This window comes from Arthrobacter sp. STN4, assembly GCF_024539665.1.
Lineage (GTDB): Bacteria > Actinomycetota > Actinomycetes > Actinomycetales > Micrococcaceae > Specibacter.
The window spans coordinates 55,194-73,462 of sequence record NZ_JAKZGX010000007.1; the positions used below are offsets into that span (position 1 = coordinate 55,194).

Below are 18,269 nucleotides of genomic sequence, written 5' to 3' on the forward strand. Positions count from 1 at the left end.
CCTTAGGCACCTTCCTTTTCGCCGGGGCGGCCCAGCAGGATGCGGGCCTCGCCCACCACGGTGATGGAACCGGTGACCAGCACGCCGCCGGCCAGGTCGTTGTTGGATTCGGCGCGTTCCACGGCCCACTCGATGGCGTCGTCGAGATTCTCGGCAATGTGCACGTCCTCCTCGTTCCAGCCCAGGTCCACGGCCATTTCGGCCAGTTCGGCGGCGGGGATGGCGCGGGGCGAACTGGACTGGGTGAGGCACAGTTCCCCGGCCTCGTCCCCGTAGGACTCCTTCAGGGTCCGCAGGATCTCCTCGGCGTCCTTTTCAGCCAGCACGCCCAGCACCACCACCAGCTTGCTGAAGGCGAAGGCCTCCTGCAGGGCTGCGGCGCTGACGGCGATGCCGGCGGGGTTGTGCGCGGCGTCCACGACGATGGTGGGCGAGGTGCGCAGCACCTCCAGGCGGCCGGGCGAGGTGGCGTTGGCGAAGCCCTCCTGGACCAGGTCCAGGTTCAGTTCCTTCCCTCCCCCGCCGAGGAACGCCTCCAGGGCGGCGAGTGCGACGGCGGCGTTCCCGGCTTGGTGCGCGCCGTGCAGCGGCAGCAGGATGTCCGGGTAGCGGCCGGCCAGCCCTTGCAGGGTGACCATTTGCCCGCCCACAGCGATGGTGCGGGACTCCACGCCGAACTCCACGCCTTCAAACTTGAAGGTGGCGTGCATTTCCCGGGCTTTGTCCAGGATCACCTGCGCCGCATCGACGGGCTGGACGGCGCTGATGACGAAGGCGCCTTCCTTGATGATTCCGGCCTTTTCCACGGCAATTTCGCCGGTGGTGTCCCCCAGCAGTTCCATGTGGTCCAGGGAGATGGGGGTGATGACGGCAACCTGGCCGTCGCCGACGTTGGTGGCGTCGGTGATGCCGCCCAGGCCCACTTCCAGCACGGCCACGTCCACGGGCTCGTCCGCAAAAACGGCGTAGGCCAGGATGGTCAGGCACTCAAAGTACGTCAGGCGCTGCTCGCCGGCGGACTCCAGCTCGCCGTCGACCATCTGCAGGTACGGGCGGATTTCGTCCCAGATCCGCACGAACGTGGCGTCGGCAACCGGGGCGCCGTCGATGCTGATGCGCTCGGTGACCCGGGTCAGGTGCGGGCTGGTGTACCGGCCGGTGCGCAGTCCGTGGGCCAGCAGCCCCGACTCGATCATGCGGGCCGTGGACGTTTTGCCGTTGGTGCCGGTGATGTGGATGATCGGGAACGCCTTGTTCGGCTCCCCCAGGATGTCCATGGCCCGGAACAGCGGGGCCAGGCGCGGCTCCATCTTGTTTTCCGGGGCGCGGCCCAGCAGCTCGGCGTAAACGCTCTCCACGGAGAATTCGTCGTGTTCGTGGCTCATGGGGCAACAGTCCGTTCAACAGTGATGGTGGTGTCAACGTCGCCGGGAACCAGTTCCAGTTCGAGGGTGAGCGTTTCCTTTTTCACCAGGCCGGCATTGGCGTGGAGGGCGTCCACGACGTCCTGCGGGGCCTGGACGATGGTGCGGATGCGGTCGCTGACGTTCAGTTCGGCGTCCTTGCGGGCCTGCTGGATGGCGCGGACCATGTCCCGGGCGGTGCCCTCGGCCTCCAGCTCGGGGGTGAGGGCGGTGTCCAGCACCACGAATCCGCCGCCGGGCAGCATGGCAACCGCGGTGGAGCCGCCGTCGTGCGCCTCGGAGACCACTGTCTCCAGCGTGTATTCGGACGGTTCCAGGACCAGCCCGCCGGCGGTGACGGTGCCGTCCGTGACCGACCAGTCGCCGGACTTGGCGCCCTTGATGGCCTTTTGGACGTCCTTGCCGAGGCGGGGGCCGGCAGCGCGGGCGTTGACCACCAGCTTTTGGGAGATGCCAAACTCTTCCGGGGACGCGTCGGCCGAGTCCACGAAGCGCACCTCGCGGATGTTCAGTTCGTCGGCCACCGTGCCGGCGCCGCCGTCGAGGGCCGCCGCATTGGGGGCCACCACGGTGAGGCCGGCCAGGGGCAGGCGCACGCGCAGCTTGGCGGCCTTGCGCAGGCTGGAACCGGTGGAGCAGATCTGCTGGACGCGGTCCATCTGCTCCACCAGGGCCGGGTTGGGCAGGAAGAGGTCGGCGTTGGGCCAGTCGGTCAGGTGCACCGAGCGTCCACCCGTGAGGCCGCGCCAGATCTCCTCGGTCACCAGCGGCAGCAGCGGGGCGGCGGTGCGGCACACGGTTTCCAGGGCGGTGTACAGCGCGTCGAATGCGTCCGTGTTCTCGTCGAAGAAGCGGTTCCGGCTGCGGCGTACGTACCAGTTGGTGAGCATGTCAAGGTAGCTGCGCAGCTCGTCGCAGGCGCCGGAGACGTCGTAGGCGTCGAGTTTGGCGCCCATGCTGCGCACCAGGTCGCCGGTGTTGGCCAACAGGTACTGGTCCATGGGGTCGGGGTAGCCGTCAAAGCGCAGCTGCGCGTCGTGGCCCTTGCCGCCGTTGGCCGTGTTGGCGTACAGGGTGAAGAAGCTATAGACGTTCCACAGCGGCAGGATGACCTGGCGGACGCCGTCGCGGATGCCCTGCTCCGTCACGATCAAGTTGCCGCCGCGCAGGATGGGGCTGGCCATCAGGAACCAGCGCATCGCGTCGGAGCCGTCGCGGTCCAGCACCTCGGAGACGTCCGGGTAGTTGCGCAGCGACTTGGACATCTTCTGTCCGTCCGAGCCGAGCACGATGCCGTGGCTGATGACGTTGCGGAATGCGGGCCGGTCAAAGAGTGCGGTGGAGAGGACGTGCAGCATGTAGAACCAGCCGCGCGTCTGCCCGATGTACTCGACGATGAAGTCCGCCGGGTTGTGCGTGTTGAACCAGTCTTCGTTCTCGAACGGGTAGTGCACCTGGCCGTAGGGCATGGAGCCGGAGTCGAACCAGACGTCCAGCACGTCCTCGACGCGGCGCATGGTCGACTGGCCCTGGTCGGGGGTGCGGGGGTCGTCAGGGTTGGGCCGGGTGAGCTCGTCGATGAACGGGCGGTGCAGGTCCACCTCGCCCGCCTTGTTCAGCGGCAGGCGGCCGAAGTCGGCCTGCATGCCGGCCAGCGAGCCGTACACGTCGGTGCGCGGGTACTCGGGGTCGTCGGACTGCCACACCGGGATGGGGCTGCCCCAGTAACGGTTGCGGCTGATGGACCAGTCGCGGGCGTTGGCCAGCCACTTGCCGAACTGGCCGTCCTTGACGTTGCCGGGGATCCAGTTGATCTCCTGGTTCAGTTCGGTCATGCGGTCCTTGAACTTCGTCACCTCCACGTACCAGGAGGAGATGGCGCGGTAGATCAGGGGTGTTCGGCAGCGCCAGCAGTGCGGGTAGCTGTGCACGTAACTGGCCTGGCGCAGCAGCCGCCCGGCGTCGCGGACCACGCGGGTGATGGTCTTGTTCGCATCAAAGACCTGCACGCCGGCGATGTCGTGCAGCGGCCCGCCCTCGAACAGGGGCAGGAACTTGGCGCCCTCGTCCACGGAGAGCACCACGGGGATGCCGTTCGCCTCACAGACCTTCTGGTCCTCCTCGCCGTAGGCGGGTGCCTGGTGGACTATGCCGGTGCCGTCGGTGGTGGTGACGTAGTCCGCCACCAGGAACTGCCAGGACTTGGCCGTGCCGTACTTTTCATCGTCGGCAAAGTAGTCCCACAGGGGCTCGTACTTCAGCCCCTCAAGGTCGGCGCCCGCGTAGCTGGCGGTGACGGCGGCCGTCGCGGCAGCGGCGTCGTCGTACCCCAGGTCCTTGGCGTAGGAACCCACCAGGTCGGCGGCCAGCAGGAAACGCCCGGCGGTGGCGCTGGCGGCGTTCGGCCCGGCGGGCACGACGGCATAGGTCACCGCGGGCCCGACGGCGAGGGCCTGGTTGGTGGGCAGGGTCCAGGGCGTCGTGGTCCAGGCGATCGCGGCAACGCCGGCCAGCTCCCGGGAGATCGCCGAGTTGCCGGGCAGGATCGGGAAGGTGACGGTGACGGTCTGGTCCTGGCGGTCCTTGTAGACGTCGTCGTCCATGCGCAGCTCGTGGTTGGAGAGCGGCGTCTCGTCCTTCCAGCAGTAGGGCAGCACGCGGTAGCCGTTGTAGGTCAGGCCCTTTTCGTGGAGCTGCTTGAACGCCCAGAGCACGGATTCCATGTAGTCGACGTTCAGCGTCTTGTAGTCGTTGTCAAAGTCCACCCAGCGGGCCTGGCGGGTGACGTACGCCTGCCATTCGCCGGCATACTTCATGACGGATTCGCGGCAGGCGTCGTTGAACTTGTCGATGCCCATGGCCTCGATCTGCTTCTTGTCCGTCATGCCCAGCTGCTTCATGGCTTCCAGCTCCGCGGGCAGCCCGTGGGTGTCCCAGCCGAAGCGGCGCTCCACGCGGCGGCCGCGCTGGGTCTGGTAGCGGGCCACGAGGTCCTTGACGTAGCCCGTGAGCAGGTGCCCGTAGTGGGGCAGGCCGTTGGCAAAGGGCGGCCCGTCATAGAAGACGAACTCGTTTGACCCGTCCTGCCCGGCTTCCCGCTGGTCAATGCTGGCCTGGAAGGTGCCGTCCTCGGCCCAGTACTTGAGCACCAGTTCCTCCACTTCCGGGAAACGCACGGAGGCGGGGACGTGGTTGGAGTCGGCGTGGAGGCCGGCGGCGGCTGTTGCCTTCGGGAAGTGGGTCATCACATCATCCTGGTCGTGGGCGTTCATTTCAGGATGCAAGGACGGCTTGCGCCGCGGTACCACCTCGCTTGCCGCGCCAGGTTTTCACCGGGTGCGGCCGCTTGTTGACTGCTGTGACGGGCTTACCCGTCCGGTTCTACCGGCCACTGTTCGGGGCGTTCTTCCGGAAGCTCACCGGTGATGGCCGGGTCGAAGCTTTGTTGTCCATGATACGGGACATTTTCCCGTCCCGTGGTGCGCGGCGGCCGGAGGGGCCGCCTCGCCCAACAGGGCTGCTACTGCCGGACGAGCTTGTGGTTGGCGGCCTGGGCCACGGGGCGGATGACGATCTGGTCCAGGTTGATGTGGTGCGGAAGCCCGACGGCGTACGCCACCACCTCCGCCACGTCGTCCGCCGTGAGGGGCTTGGACACGCCCTGGTACACCTTGTCCGCCGCGGCCTGGTCGCCGAGGCGGTTGAGCGCGAACTCCTCGGTGTGGACCAGGCCCGGCGCCACCTCGATCACCCGCAGGTTGTGTTCCACTTCTTCCAGCCGCAGCGCGTTCGTGAGGGCGTGCTGGGCAAACTTGGCCGCGTTGTAGCCGGCGCCGCCCTCGTAGGCGGCGAGCCCGGCGGTGGAGGTCAGGTTCAGCACGGTTCCGGCACGGTGTTCGCGCAGGGCCGGCAGGAACGCCCGGACCATCTTCATGGTGCCCATGACGTTGGCTTGGAACATCCATTCCCAGTCCTCGTTCTGCGCCGCTCCTATGCTGTCCGCTCCGCGGGCGCCGCCGGCAACGTTGATGAGCGTGTCCAGCCCGCCGTTTTCGTCGACGAACGCAACCAGGGCGGCGACGTCGTCGTCCTTGGAGACGTCGGCGGCATAGGCCAGGGCGCCGGTTTCCGCGGCGAGCTTCTCGAGCCGGTCGGCGCGGCGGGCCACGGCCACCACCTGCCAGCCGGCGGCACGCAGGGCGCGGACGGTGGCCTCGCCGATGCCGGTGCTGGCGCCGGTGACCACTGCATGTTTGATGGGTGCGTTTTCTCTCATGCCACCAATCTATCGCGCGGTCAGCCCAGTTTTGTGTCCACGCCGTTGAGGAAGTCCAGCAGCACCGTGGCCTGGTTTTCGTGGTGGTCCTTGGCACTGAAGAGCAGCACCACCTTGGGGTGTTCCTGCGCGAGCGCCCGGATCTGGTCCACGGCCGGGTTTGTGGCCAGTTCCGCCCGGTAGTCCTTAACGAAGGTGGCAAAGTTCTCCGGCTGGTGGTTGAAGGCGTTGCGGACCCCGGTGCTGGGTCCGGCCTCCTTCAGCCAAACGTCCACGCGGTCCTTCTTGATCCCGCGCGGCCACAACCGGTCCACCAGGATCCGGAACTCGTCCGGTTCAGGGTCCTCATACACCCGCAAAATCCGCATTGTGCCCATGACCGCATCATAGCCCCGGGGCCCTGAAGCCGGGTTCCGGGCACCCCTGCGTCGCTTATGCGCCGGACCCGCACCCGGTTCGGCGCATCTTGTCCACTGGCGCCAAACCCACGGCGGGTTCGGCGCATAGGGAACGCGGCCGGCTCCGAAGCGGCGCCGCGCCCCCGTCCACCGGCAGCTGCGCACGCGGAAATCCTGTTCCGGCACGAACTCATGAAAGAATTGGCCCATGGCTGAAAACACTCCGGGCACAGACACGCCCGCAACCCCCGCAAGCAACGTTCCCGACAAGCCCGCACTGGAAGGGCTGGAAGCGGCGCTGACCCGGCGTTGGCTCGAGGAGGGAACGTACCGGTTCAACCGTGAGACCACGCGGGAGCAGGTGTACTCCATCGACACCCCCCCGCCCACCGCCTCCGGTTCACTGCACGTGGGGCACATGTTTTCCTACACCCAGACCGACGTCCTGGCCCGCTTCCAGCGCATGAACGGCAAGAACGTGTTCTACCCGATGGGCTGGGACGACAACGGCCTGCCCACCGAGCGCCGCGTCCAAAACTACTTCGGCGTCCGCTGCGATCCGAAGACCCCGTACGACGCCGGCTACCGCCCTCCCGCGTCCCCCGCCAAGAACCAGCGTGATTTCGACGTCGTCTCGCGCCGGAACTTCATCGAGCTCTGCGAAGAGCTGGCCGTCGAGGATGAGAAGGTCTTTGAAAACCTGTTCCAGACCCTGGGCCTTTCCGTCGATTGGAACCTGAGCTACCGCACCATCGACAACCACTCGCGCGCGGTGTCCCAACGCGCCTTCCTGGACAACCTGGCCGCCGGCGATGCCTACATGGCCGAGGCCCCCACGCTGTGGGACGTCACGTTCCGCACCGCCGTGGCCCAGGCCGAGCTCGAGGACCGCGACGTGGCCGGCGCCTACTACCGCTACCCCTTTTTCGCCGAGGACGGCACGAAGGTCTTCATCGAGACCACGCGCCCCGAACTGCTGGCCGCCTGCGCGGCGCTCGTTGCCAACCCGGACGACGAACGCTACCAGCCGCTGTTCGGCAAGAAGGTCACCTCGCCGCTGTTCGGCGTCGAGGTTGAGGTCCGCGCCCATCCGCTGGCCAAGGCGGACAAGGGCTCCGGCATCGCCATGGTCTGCACCTTCGGCGACCTGACCGACGTCACCTGGTGGCGCGAACTGCAGCTGCCCACGCGGGCCATCGTGGGCCGCGACGGCCGGATCCTCGGCGACACCCCCGAATGGATCACCACGGAGGAGGGCCGCGAAAGCTACGCCAAAATTGCCGGGAAGACCGTCTTCAGCGCCAAGGAAGGCGTGGTGGCGATGCTCGCCGAAATCGGGCTGCTCGACGGCGAGCCGAAGAAGATCATGCACCCCGTGAACTTCTTTGAAAAGGGGGACAAACCCCTGGAAGTTGTCACCTCCCGCCAGTGGTACATCCGCAACGGCGGCCGCGATGAGGACCGCCGCGAACGCCTCATCAGCCGCGGCAAGGAGATCGAATTCCACCCCGCCTTCATGCGCTCTCGCTACGACAACTGGATTTCCGGGCTGAACGGCGACTGGCTCGTCTCCCGCCAGCGTTTCTTTGGCGTACCGGTCCCGGTCTGGTATCCACTGGATGCGGACGCGAACCCGGACTACGACCACCCCATCCTGCCCACGGCGGACATGCTCCCGGTGGACCCGGCGGCGGACGCGGCCCCCGGCTTCCCCGAGGACCGGCGCAATGCGCCCGGCGGCTTCATCGGCGACGCGGATGTCCTGGACACCTGGGCCACGTCGTCGCTGACCCCGCAGATTGTGGGCGGCTGGGGCCAGGACGAGGACCTGTTCGCCAAGGTCTACCCGTTCGACCTGCGCCCGCAGGGCCACGACATCATCCGCACCTGGCTGTTTTCCTCGGCCGTGCGTGCCGATGCGCTCCAGGAGAGCGCGCCGTGGAAGCACGCCGCCATTTCGGGCTGGATCCTGGACCCGGACCGCAAGAAGATGTCCAAGTCCAAGGGCAACGTGGTGGTCCCCAACGACGTGCTCGACGCCTACGGTGCCGACGCCGTCCGCTACTGGGCCGCCTCGGCCAAGCTTGGTGCCGACACCGCCTATGAGATTGCGCAGATGAAGATCGGCCGCCGCCTGGCCATCAAGCTGCTCAACGCCTCCAAGTTCGTGCTGAACCTGGGCGCCACGGATGCCGACGTCATCACAGGCGCCACGGACGTGGCCACCAACCCGTTGGACCGCGCCGTGCTGGCCCAGCTGGCCGACGTCGTTCGCCAGTCAACCTCGGCGTTTGAAAAGTATGACTACGCCAAGGCCCTGCAGATCACCGAGAGCTTCTTCTGGCACTTCACGGATGACTATGTGGAGCTGATCAAGGACCGTGCCTATGGTGCGGCCGGCGATGCCGAGCAGGCGTCCGTGCTGGCGGCACTGGCCACCACGCTGGATTCACTGCTGCGCCTGTTCGCACCGTTCCTGCCGTTCGCCACGGAGGAGGTCTGGAGCTGGTGGCGCACCGGCTCCGTCCACCGCGCGTCCTGGCCCGCGGCAGTGGAGGTGAACGACGGCGACACCACCATGCTGGCCACCGTCGGCGCCGCGCTGGGCGGCATCCGCAAGGCCAAGTCCGAGGCCAAGGTCAAGCAGCGCACCCAGGTGCTTTCGGCCACCGTCACCGCGGATGCGGCCCAGGCCGCGCAGCTGCGCGCCGGGCTCGGCGACCTCACGGCCGCCGCGAACGCCCTGGACCTCACGGTGGCCGAGGACACCGGCGGACTCGCGGTGTCCGACGTCGTGCTGGCGCCGGCTGAGGAACCCGTCCAGGCCTAATCCCCACGCCCTCCCCGGCCTCGTTCCTCGGCCGGGGCCCCTCGGGCGCGTGGGCCCAGCGCCAGCTTCCGCAGGCCTTTCCGCCGTGGCACGCGCACCGGCTCGGGTCAGCGCGGTGTGAGCGTGTCACCGAGAGTCACCCCGCGCAGCTTGCGGGCGAACATGGGCAGCACCCACTCTGTGGTCCACCGGTACAGGTCCCGTCCCCACTGTCTCCAGGTGGGGGCGGGACCTTGCTTTTTGTGTTTGGGACCAATGCCGTGGGGCACGCCGAGCAGGTCCAGGACCTGTCCGGCCATGTACTTGTGGCCTGCCTTGGACATGTGCAGGCGGTCCGGACACCAAAAGTGGGGGTTCCGGTAGGCCTCGAAGGTGGCAAAGTCGACCACCACGGCGCCGTGGCGCCCGGCGATGCGCCGGACGCCGTCGTTGTACAGGTGGTTCTTGCGCCGCAGCGGGGCAAGCACTGCGGAAACTTCGATGTCGTAGCCCGTGAACAGCAGCAGCTGCGCTCCCGTGGCTGCCAGTCCGGCGACGAGCGCCTCATACTGGGCCAGGATGTCCGCGACGCGCGTGCCGATGTCCATGACGTCGTTGCCGCCCGCGTACAGCGTGACGAGGCTCGGCTCCATGGCGACGGCGGGTCCGAGCTGTTCGGCCAGGATGTGGCGCAGGCGCTTGCTGCGGATGGCCAGGTTGGCGTACTCCCAACCGGGTTCGTGCCGGGCCAGTCCCTCGGCAACGCGGTCGGCCCAGCCGCGCACGCCGTTGGGCAGGTGCTTGTTGGGGTCGCCCACCCCCTCGGTGAACGAGTCCCCCAGCGCCACGTACCTCACCCTTGCCCCACGTCTCAGACGGCCGTCCGGGCAGCCTCCACGTGCGGCCCGGTCCCCTTCCCGATCCCGCGGTATTCCCAGCCCGCGGCGCGCCAGGCACCGGCGTCCAAGGCGTTGCGGCCATCGACCATGGCAGGCCGGTCCACGACGGCGGCCACCTCCGCCGGGTCCAGGGCGGTGAACTCCGGCCACTCAGTGAGCAGCATCGTCAGCTCGGCGCCGCGCAGGGCCTCCAGTGCCTCCGGCTCGAACTCCAGCTGTGGGTGCGCCAGCCAGGCGTGGCCTGCGGCCTGCGGGTCGCTGACGGTGACTTGGGCACCCTGGGCGGCCAGCTGCAGGGCGATGTCCAGGGCGGGCGAGTCCCGGGTGTCGTCGGTGTGGGGCTTGAACGCCGCGCCCAGGACGGTGATCCGGCGCCCGGCCACCTGCCCGTCGCACATGGCCACCGCGGCCTCGGCGGCACGGTAGCGGGCGTCGGCATTGATGCCGTCCACGAGGGAGAGCAGTTCGTCGAGCGATTCCACGCCGTGCTCCTGCGCCTGTACCCGGAACGAGCGCAGGTCCTTGGGCAGGCAGCCGCCGCCAAACCCGACGCCGGCCCGGAGGTAGCCGGCGCCGATGCGGGCGTCGTGCCCCAGGGCCCCGGCCAGGTCGACGACGTCGGCCCCCACCTGCCCGCACAGCTCGCCGACGGCGTTGATGTAGGAAAGCTTGAGGGCCAGGAACGCGTTGGCGGCAACCTTGATAAGTTCTGCCGTTGCATAATCGGTGGCAACGCACGGGGTGCCGCGCTCCAGGAGGGGTGCGTAAACGGCGTCGAACATGTCACGGGCCGCCAGGCGGTCTTCCCCTTCGGGCAGCCCGTAGACTATGCGGTCCGGCATCAGGGAATCCTTCACGGCCGTCCCCTGGCGCAGGAACTCCGGATTCCACGCCAGCATGGCACCGGTTCCGGCGAGAAGGGCTGCCACGCCCGCGGACGTGCCGACGGGGACCGTGGACTTGCCCACGACCAGGTCCCCCGGGGCCAGGTGCGGGCGCAGCGCCTCGACGGCCCCGCGCAGCTGTCCCAGGTCTGCCCCGTTGCCCGTTTTCGCCTGGGGCGTGCCCACGCAGATGAAGTGGACGCGGGCTCCGGCGAGCCGGACGGGGTCGGTGTTGAACGTGAGCCGGCCGGAGTCGCTTCCTTCCTGCAGCAGGGCGGGCAGCCCGGGTTCGTGGAAAGGTGCCTCAGCCCGCGCCAGCAGGGAGACCTTGGCGGAGTCGGTGTCCAGGCCCGTGACGTGGTGCCCCAGGGAGGCGAGGGCTGCGGCATGGACCGCGCCCAGGTAGCCGCAGCCAATGACGGAAACTTTCACTTGAACCCTCCCAGGCCAGCGCCCTGGCGGGCGTGCCGGTCGATGGTCTCGCTGTACAGTTCCATGAGCTGCCCGCAAACCACAGCCCAGGTACGGCCCTCGACCGCGGCGCGGGCCGCCGATCCGAACGCGGCCCGCTTGGCACCGTCGCCCACCAGGTCCTCCACATAGCCGCGCAGTTCGCCCAGCTCGCCGGGCTGGTAGAGCCAGCCGGTGCGCGAGGAGTCCACCAGGTCAAGGGGGCCGCCGCGGCCCGTGGCCACCACCGGCACGCCGGACGCCATGGCTTCCTGGATGGTCTGGCAGAACGTTTCCAGCTCGCCCGGGTGGACAAAAAGGTCCAGTGAGGCCATGGCGGCGGCCAGCTTCTCCCCCGCCACGAAGCCCGTGAAGTGGGCATGGGGCAGGGCCTCCTGGAGTTCCTGGCGCTGCGGGCCGTCACCCACCACCACCAGTCGCGTGCCGGGGATGCCGGCCAGGACGGCAAGGTCTGCCACCTGCTTTTCCAGGGCGAGCCGGCCTACATAGCCAATGACCGTTTCGCCCCGGGGCGCCACGAGGCGCCGGAATGCCTCGCTTCGCTTGGACGGATGGAACCGGCCGGTGTCCACGCCGCGGCGCCACAGCTCGACGCGCGGGACCCCGTGCCCGCGCAGCTGGTTGATGGCATCCGTGGACGGGGCAAGCGTCCGCGTGGCGGCCATGTGAATCCGCTCCACCCGTGCCCACGCCCAGTTCTCCAGAAACGGCATGCCGTACTTTGCGGCATAGCCGGGGACGTCGGTCTGGTACACGGCCACGGTGGGCAGGCCCAGCTGTTGGGCGGCGCGCACCCCGCGCCAGCCCAGTACGAACGGGGACGCGAGGTGGACAATGTCCGGGTTGAAGGCGGCGAGCATCGCCCGGACACGGGCCACCCCGCCCACGGCCACCCGCACGTTGCGGTAGCCTGCCACAGGCATGGCAGGCAGGCGCCATACGGTGGCGCCCTCCACCCGGCGTGGCGCGTCGGCGGTGGTGGACGGGGCAATGACCAGGACCTCGTCGCCGCGCTGCTTAAGGTGTTGGAGGATTTTCAACAGGGAATGGGTGACCCCGTTCATGTCCGGCAGGAACGATTCAGCAACTATGGCAACCTTCACGCCCCCAGCGTGTCGGGCAGACATGGCCGGTGTCCGGAACTCGGGGAACGTCCCGGTGAAGAGTGGGTTAACGCCGGTCCGGCCCACCCTCTGCCGCCGGGGCAGGTGGGTCGCAGTTGTTGCAGGAAATTGGCCGGAAATCGCGTATTTTCCGCAACAACTGCGACCCAGTTGCGGACGGTGGGCAAAGGGGAAGCCCCATCGGCATTTTGCCGTCGGTGGGGCTTCGGCTTTCGGCCACCGTGTGACGTTCGGCGGTCTGTTGGACTCCGTTGACATTCAACGCCTTTAGCCGCGTCACCGGCTTCCAGTTCCTTCAATTAACGAGCCTCCGCCGTGAGGTGGTGCTCAATTTTCTTTTCGGTTCTGTCGTTGAATTTCTGGCGTCCATCCCCTCTCCCGAAGGATTGGGTAAGAAAAGTATGCGCCCCGCCCCGTGCCCCGGGAAACTACCCGAACTGCGGGCTTTCCGTGCGGGTGCGCTTGATCTCGAAGAAGTACGGGAAGCCGGCCAGGGTGGTGGTGGCATCCCACAGCTTCCCGGCCTCTTCGCCGCGCGGAATGCGGGTGATGACCGGGCCAAAGAACGCCGTCCCGTTGAATGCGACGATGGGCGTGCCCACCTCCTGTCCCACCTGGCTGATGCCTTCCTCGTGGCTGGCGCGCAGGGCGTCGTCGTATTCGGTGGAGGTGGCGGCGGCGGCCAGCCCCGCCGGCAGCCCGACCTCGGCGAGGGACTTGGCGATGACATTGTCAATGTCCTTGTCGCCGTTGTAGTGGATGTGGGTTCCCATGGCGTCATAGAGCGGCTTGATGACTTCGCTGCCGTGCTCCTGTGCGGCGGCGATGATGACCCGGACGGGGCCCCAGGCCGTCGCCAGGAACGCCCGGTAGTCGGCGGGCAGTTCGTCGCGGCCTTCGTTGAGGACCGCCAGGCTCATGACATGCCAGTCAACGGTGATATTGCGGACCTTCTCCACCTCGCCGATCCACCTGGACGTGGCCCAGGCATAGGGGCAGGCGGGGTCAAACCAAAAATCGGCCTTTTCGGCAGCGGCAGTTTCAGACAAGGTGGTCTCCTCAGATCGGCTCACAAAGGTGGGCGGCTTACACGCCTGTAAGGCATAACAGCCGATCAGGCGGACTTGTTCCTGCGCTTGGCAACAACATCGTGCGGGATCAGGTTCGGCTCCGCCAGTTTGTTGACCACGTCGGCGGTAATGACGGCGGTGGAGATGTCCTCGCGGCTGGGGAGGTCGAACATGACCGGCTGCAGCACTTCCTCGAGGATGGCGCGCAGCCCGCGGGCACCGGTCCCCCGGGCCAGGGCCTGGTCGGCAATGGCGGCGAGGGCGTCGTCCTCAAACTCGAGGTCAACGCCGTCGAGCGTGAACATCTTTTGGTACTGCTTGATGAGGGCGTTCTTGGGCTCGGTGAGGATCTGGATCAGCGCGCTGCGGTCCAGCTGGGTCACGGTGGTGATGACGGGCAGCCGGCCGATGAATTCGGGGATGAGCCCGAACTTGAGCAGGTCCTCGGGCATGACGTCGGCGTAGCTGGCCTCGGACTGCTTGAGGGCGCTGAGCGGGGCGCCAAAGCCGATGCCCTTCTTGCCGGCCCGCGCACCGATGATGTCCTCGAGCCCGGCAAAGGCGCCGGCGACGATGAACAGCACGTTGGTGGTGTCGATCTGGATGAATTCCTGGTGCGGGTGCTTGCGTCCGCCCTGCGGCGGCACGGAGGCCACGGTGCCCTCCAGGATTTTCAGCAGCGCCTGCTGCACACCCTCGCCGGAGACGTCACGGGTGATGGAGGGGTTCTCGGACTTGCGCGAGATCTTGTCGATCTCGTCAATGTAGATGATGCCCTGTTCGGCCTTCTTGACGTCGAAGTCGGCGGCCTGGATGAGCTTGAGGAGGATGTTTTCCACATCCTCACCGACGTAGCCTGCCTCGGTCAGGGCCGTGGCATCCGCCACGGCGAAGGGGACGTTGAGACGGCGGGCCAGGGTCTGGGCCAGGTAGGTCTTGCCGCAGCCGGTGGGTCCCACCAACAGGATGTTGGACTTGGCAATTTCCACTTCGTCGTGGACGGTGCCGGCCAGCGTGTTGGACTTGACCGCATGGCCGGACTGGATGCGCTTGTAGTGGTTGTACACGGCCACGGACAGGGAGCGCTTGGCCGGTTCCTGGCCAATGACGTACTCCTGCAGGAAGTCAAAGATCTCCCGCGGCTTGGGCAGCTCGAACGCGTCGAGTTCGGCCACCTCGGCCAGTTCCTCGTCAATGATCTCATTGCACAGCTCGATGCATTCGTCACAAATGTACACGCCCGGGCCCGCAATGAGCTTGCGGACCTGCTTTTGGCTTTTGCCGCAGAAGGAACACTTCAGCAGATCAGTGCTTTCGCCCATCCTGGCCATGTGTGCGTCCTTCCGCGAATGGCAGCCGGCGTGCGCCGCTGCCATTGGTTGTTGCGATTCCGGCAGCCTGGGCCGCCCTGCCTTGCGTATGGTTCCACTCTAGGGCAAGGCTCCGACAAAGGGTGGAAGGTACGCGCGGGGCGGGGCGGTTTTTGCCCCGCCCGCGCGTGGCGGATCAGCGGGCGATGGCCGCCGGCTTGATCTTGCGGGGTTCAAGCACTTCGTCGATCAGGCCGTAGTCCTTGGCCTCGGCGGCGGTGAGGATGTTGTCGCGCTCAATGTCGTTGCTGACCTGAGCGGGCGTGCGGCCCGAGTGTGCCGACAGCGTGTTTTCCAGCCATTCGCGCATGCGCATGACCTCGTTGGCCTGGATTTCCAGGTCCGAGGCCTGGCCGCCCTGGCCGCCGGACAGGGCCGGCTGGTGGATCAGCACGCGCGCGTTGGGCAGTGCCAGGCGCTTTCCGGGGGTGCCTGCTGCCAGCAGCACGGCCGCTGCGGAGGCGGCCTGGCCCAGGCAGACGGTCTGGATTTCGGGGCGGATGAACTGCATGGTGTCGTAGATGGCCGTCATGGCCGTGAACGATCCGCCGGGCGAGTTGATGTACAGCGTGATGTCGCGGTCGGTGTCGTCGGCCTCGAGCACCAGCAGCTGCGCCATGACGTCGTCGGCGGAGGCGTCGTCGACCTGGACGCCCAGGAAGATGATGCGGTCCTCAAACAGCTTGGTGTACGGGTCCTGGCGCTTGAAGCCGTAGGGCGTGCGCTCCTCGAACTGCGGGAGGACGTAGCGGCTGGTGGGAAGATTGCCGGCAGTGCTGCCAAAGGCCGAACCGCCAAAGTTGTAAGTCATGTCTGCTGTGCTCCTGGAAATTGTTCTTTGGCCGGTTAGTTCGCGCTGGTTCCGCCGCCGCCGGACACCGTGCCCGCGTGCCGGCTGATCTTGTCAAAGAAGCCGTATTCAAGCGCTTCCTCGGCCGTGAACCACTTGTCGCGGTCGTTGTCCGTAAGGATCTTCTCCACGGTCTGCCCGGTCTGTTCGGCGGTCAGTTCAGCCATGACCTTTTTCATGTGCAGGATCAGTTCGGCCTGGATCTTGATGTCCGACGCCGTTCCCCCGATGCCGCCGGAGGGCTGGTGCATGAGGATGCGTGCGTTGGGCGTCGCATAGCGCTTGCCCTTGGTGCCGGAGGAGAGGAGGAACTGGCCCATGGAAGCGGCCAGCCCGGTGGCGACGGTCACGACGTCGTTCGGGATGAACTCCATGGTGTCGTAGATGGCCATGCCTGCCGTGACGGAGCCGCCGGGCGAGTTGATGTACAGGAAGATGTCCTTTTCCGGGTCCTCGGCGGAGAGCAGCAGGAGCTGTGAGCAGATCAGGTTGGCGTTGTCGTCGCGCACTTCCGAGCCGAGCCAGATGATGCGTTCCTTGAGCAGGCGGTTGTAGATGTACTGGTCCGGGCCTGACGAATCCGGGCCGGCCATGGTCGGTGTGGTTTGCTGTGCCATCGTGGACTTACCTCTCCTTCGTGCGGTCCGCTGGTCCGTGACCGTGCCGGCAGGTACCGCCACGACCGGCCCAACGCGGGCCATCACTAATCTTCACTACTTGGACAGTAGCCTTTTTCGGCCGTGTTTTGTTTCGCAAAAGCGTGCTGTTCGCTGACGGCGCACGGTTTGCGGGCTGCCGGTGAAAATCGCGGCGCACGCCCGGCGCGGGGCATGAAAAAACCGTTGCCGGTTCCCGTGAAGGGAACCGGCAACGGCCTGGCCATGCCCAAGGCGTAGGGCTTCACGCCCAAGGCGTAGGGCAATTAGATGCGGACTTCGCCCGGGTCGGTCACGGCGGTCGGCTCGATGACCTCGTCAGAGGCGTCCCCGGCGGTCTCGTCCTCGTCGGAGGAGACGGAGACAAAGTCGGTGAGGTCCACGGCGTCGCCCTTGGTGTCCTTCACGGAGGCCTTGGCCAGCACCGCGGCGAGGGCCTTGCGGCGGCGGACTTCGCCGACGATCATGTTGACCTGGCCGGAGGAGTCGAGCATCTGCGCGAACTGGTTCGGGTCCATGCCGTACTGGCTGGCGGAGGAGACGATGTAGTCGATCAGCTCGGCCTGGCTGACACCGATTTCTTCCTTCTCCGCGACAGCGTCGAGGATAATCTCGTTGCGGAACGCACGCTCGGTGTTTTCCTTGACCTCGGCGCGGTGTTCCTCGGAGTCGTGGCCTTCACCGTGTGAGTTCTCCGGCTTGAAGTGCTGCTCGAGCTGCTCTGCCACGACGGACTCGGGGACGGGGACCTCGATGAGCTCGACGAGCTTGTCCAGGACCTTGTCGCGGGCCTCGACGCCCTGCTCAACCGTCTTGGCGTCGGCGGCCTGCTTGGCCAGGTCCTCGCGCAGTTCGGCAATGGTGTCGAACTCGGAGGCCAGCTGGGCAAAGTCGTCATTGGCTTCGGGCAGTTCGCGAACCTTGACGGCGGTGACCTTCACGGTGACCTGGGCGTCTTCGCCGGCGTGCTCGCCGCCGGCCAGCTTGCTCTCGAAGATGGCTTCCTCGCCGGCGGAGAGGCCGGTCGCGGCCTCGTCCAGGCCCTCAAGCATGTTGCCGGCACCGATCTGGTAGGACAGGTCGGCTGCGGAGTCGACCTCCTTGCCGTCGATTTTGGCGGCGATGTTGATGGTGACGAAGTCGCCGTCGGCGGCGGGGCGGTCGGCAGCCTTGAGCGTGCCGAAGCGGCCGCGGAGGTCGTCCAGGGCCTTATCGGTGTCCTCGTCGGTGGCCTCGAGCGCCTCAACCTCAACCTCGATGCCCTCGTAGTCGGGCAGCTCGATCTCGGGGCGGATGTCGATCTCGACGTGGAACTTCAGTTCGCCGTCGGTGGCGGTGGGGTCCGGGACCTCGGTGATCTCAACCTCGGGGCGGCTGAGCGGGCTGATGCCGGTTTCGATGACCGCGTTCTGGTACCAGCCGTTGAGGCCCTCGTTGATGGCGGTTTCCAGGACGTAGCCGCGGCCCACGCGCTGGTCGATCAGCTTGTTGGGGACCTTGCCCTTGCGGAAGCCAGGCACCTGGACCTGTGTGGCAATCGTCTTATAAGCCTCGGCAATGTTCGGCTTCAATTCCTCAAAGGAAACCTCGACATTGAGCTTTACCCTGGTGGGCGTGAGGTTTTCGACAGCGCTCTTCACAGCGTGGTACTCCTGATGGTCTGTTGGTGGATGTTAGGCACCAGCACATGGGCAGTCACTGACCAAACGTGAACCGGATAATGCTGAGTCGGGGCGACAGGACTCGAACCTGCGGTCTCCTGCTCCCAAAGCAGGCGCGCTAGCCACTACGCTACGCCCCGTAGTGCCCGCAACAGTCTACGGGCAAACCTTGGCGGATGCACAATCTGCCCGGCCCCGCCGCCACGCCCGGCTGGCCGTGACGGATTTGCGGCCCGCCGGGTGCATTGCTAGTATCGAGGAGTTGTTCAGCCGAAAGGCGAACTTTTCGGGGGCGTAGCTTAATGGTAAAGCCTCAGTCTTCCAAACTGATTACGCGGGTTCGATTCCCGTCGCCCCCTCCACCAAACCCCTGATCC

At 66.9% G+C, this 18,269-nt stretch carries 12 protein-coding genes, 2 tRNA genes and 1 pseudogene; 2 read left to right on the top strand and 13 right to left on the bottom strand.

Annotated features, from left to right (window positions below; translation table 11 throughout):
* Positions 1–2 precede the first annotated feature (2 nt).
* The 4 genes from MMF96_RS07395 to MMF96_RS07410 all read right to left on the bottom strand — a co-directional run bounded on the left by MMF96_RS07395 (position 3) and on the right by MMF96_RS07410 (position 6,077).
* Positions 3–1,385 (bottom strand): folylpolyglutamate synthase/dihydrofolate synthase family protein, encoded by a 1,383-nt coding sequence (locus MMF96_RS07395; protein WP_256883081.1) that lies wholly within the window; start codon positions 1,383–1,385, stop codon positions 3–5.
* Complete coding sequence (gene ileS / locus MMF96_RS07400) at positions 1,382–4,669, bottom strand: isoleucine--tRNA ligase (RefSeq protein WP_256883164.1); 3,288 nt, start codon at positions 4,667–4,669, stop codon at positions 1,382–1,384. Before ileS ends, MMF96_RS07395 begins: the two co-directional genes overlap by 4 nt.
* Positions 4,670–4,944: 275 nt before the next feature.
* Positions 4,945–5,700, bottom strand: coding sequence for an SDR family oxidoreductase (locus tag MMF96_RS07405; protein WP_176616410.1), 756 nt, complete (start codon positions 5,698–5,700; stop codon positions 4,945–4,947).
* A gap of 20 nt (positions 5,701–5,720) precedes the next feature.
* Complete coding sequence (locus tag MMF96_RS07410) at positions 5,721–6,077, bottom strand: DUF488 domain-containing protein (RefSeq protein ID WP_256883082.1); 357 nt, start codon at positions 6,075–6,077, stop codon at positions 5,721–5,723.
* A 229-nt stretch (positions 6,078–6,306) separates the two neighbouring features.
* Here MMF96_RS07410 and valS point away from each other — a divergent pair, with 229 nt between their 5' ends.
* Complete coding sequence (valS, locus tag MMF96_RS07415) at positions 6,307–8,928, top strand: valine--tRNA ligase (RefSeq protein ID WP_256883083.1); 2,622 nt, start codon at positions 6,307–6,309, stop codon at positions 8,926–8,928.
* Positions 8,929–9,038: 110 nt separating this feature from the next.
* Here the strand turns inward: valS and MMF96_RS07420 are convergent.
* The 9 genes and pseudogenes from MMF96_RS07420 to MMF96_RS07460 form a co-directional block, all read right to left on the bottom strand.
* Positions 9,039–9,782, bottom strand: a pseudogene (locus MMF96_RS07420) (SGNH/GDSL hydrolase family protein); the annotation flags it as partial.
* Positions 9,779–11,122: a UDP-glucose/GDP-mannose dehydrogenase family protein gene (locus MMF96_RS07425; protein ID WP_256883084.1), complete on the bottom strand. Its 1,344-nt coding sequence runs from the start codon at positions 11,120–11,122 to the stop codon at positions 9,779–9,781. The gene MMF96_RS07425 and the pseudogene MMF96_RS07420, both read right to left, overlap by 4 nt.
* Complete coding sequence (locus tag MMF96_RS07430) at positions 11,119–12,264, bottom strand: glycosyltransferase family 1 protein (RefSeq protein WP_256883085.1); 1,146 nt, start codon at positions 12,262–12,264, stop codon at positions 11,119–11,121. Before MMF96_RS07430 ends, MMF96_RS07425 begins: the two co-directional genes overlap by 4 nt.
* 449 nt (positions 12,265–12,713) lie before the next feature.
* On the bottom strand, positions 12,714–13,334 hold the full coding sequence (locus MMF96_RS07435) for a DsbA family protein (RefSeq protein ID WP_256883086.1): 621 nt from the start codon (positions 13,332–13,334) through the stop codon (positions 12,714–12,716).
* Positions 13,335–13,399: 65 nt separating this feature from the next.
* Positions 13,400–14,686, bottom strand: coding sequence for an ATP-dependent Clp protease ATP-binding subunit ClpX (gene clpX / locus MMF96_RS07440; RefSeq protein ID WP_176616405.1), 1,287 nt, complete (start codon positions 14,684–14,686; stop codon positions 13,400–13,402).
* 175 nt (positions 14,687–14,861) lie between these two features.
* Positions 14,862–15,536 (bottom strand): ATP-dependent Clp protease proteolytic subunit, encoded by a 675-nt coding sequence (locus tag MMF96_RS07445; RefSeq protein ID WP_176616404.1) that lies wholly within the window; start codon positions 15,534–15,536, stop codon positions 14,862–14,864.
* A 35-nt stretch (positions 15,537–15,571) separates the two neighbouring features.
* Positions 15,572–16,192: an ATP-dependent Clp protease proteolytic subunit gene (locus MMF96_RS07450; protein ID WP_176616403.1), complete on the bottom strand. Its 621-nt coding sequence runs from the start codon at positions 16,190–16,192 to the stop codon at positions 15,572–15,574.
* Positions 16,193–16,497: 305 nt separating this feature from the next.
* The gene (gene tig, locus MMF96_RS07455) at positions 16,498–17,871 is read right to left on the bottom strand and encodes a trigger factor (RefSeq protein ID WP_256883087.1); all 1,374 of its coding nucleotides are present in this window, start codon (positions 17,869–17,871) and stop codon (positions 16,498–16,500) included.
* 88 nt (positions 17,872–17,959) lie between these two features.
* Positions 17,960–18,032, bottom strand: a tRNA-Pro gene (locus MMF96_RS07460).
* A 148-nt stretch (positions 18,033–18,180) separates the two neighbouring features.
* Here MMF96_RS07460 and MMF96_RS07465 point away from each other — a divergent pair.
* Positions 18,181–18,254 (top strand) — tRNA-Gly (locus tag MMF96_RS07465).
* Positions 18,255–18,269: the final 15 nt, after the last annotated feature.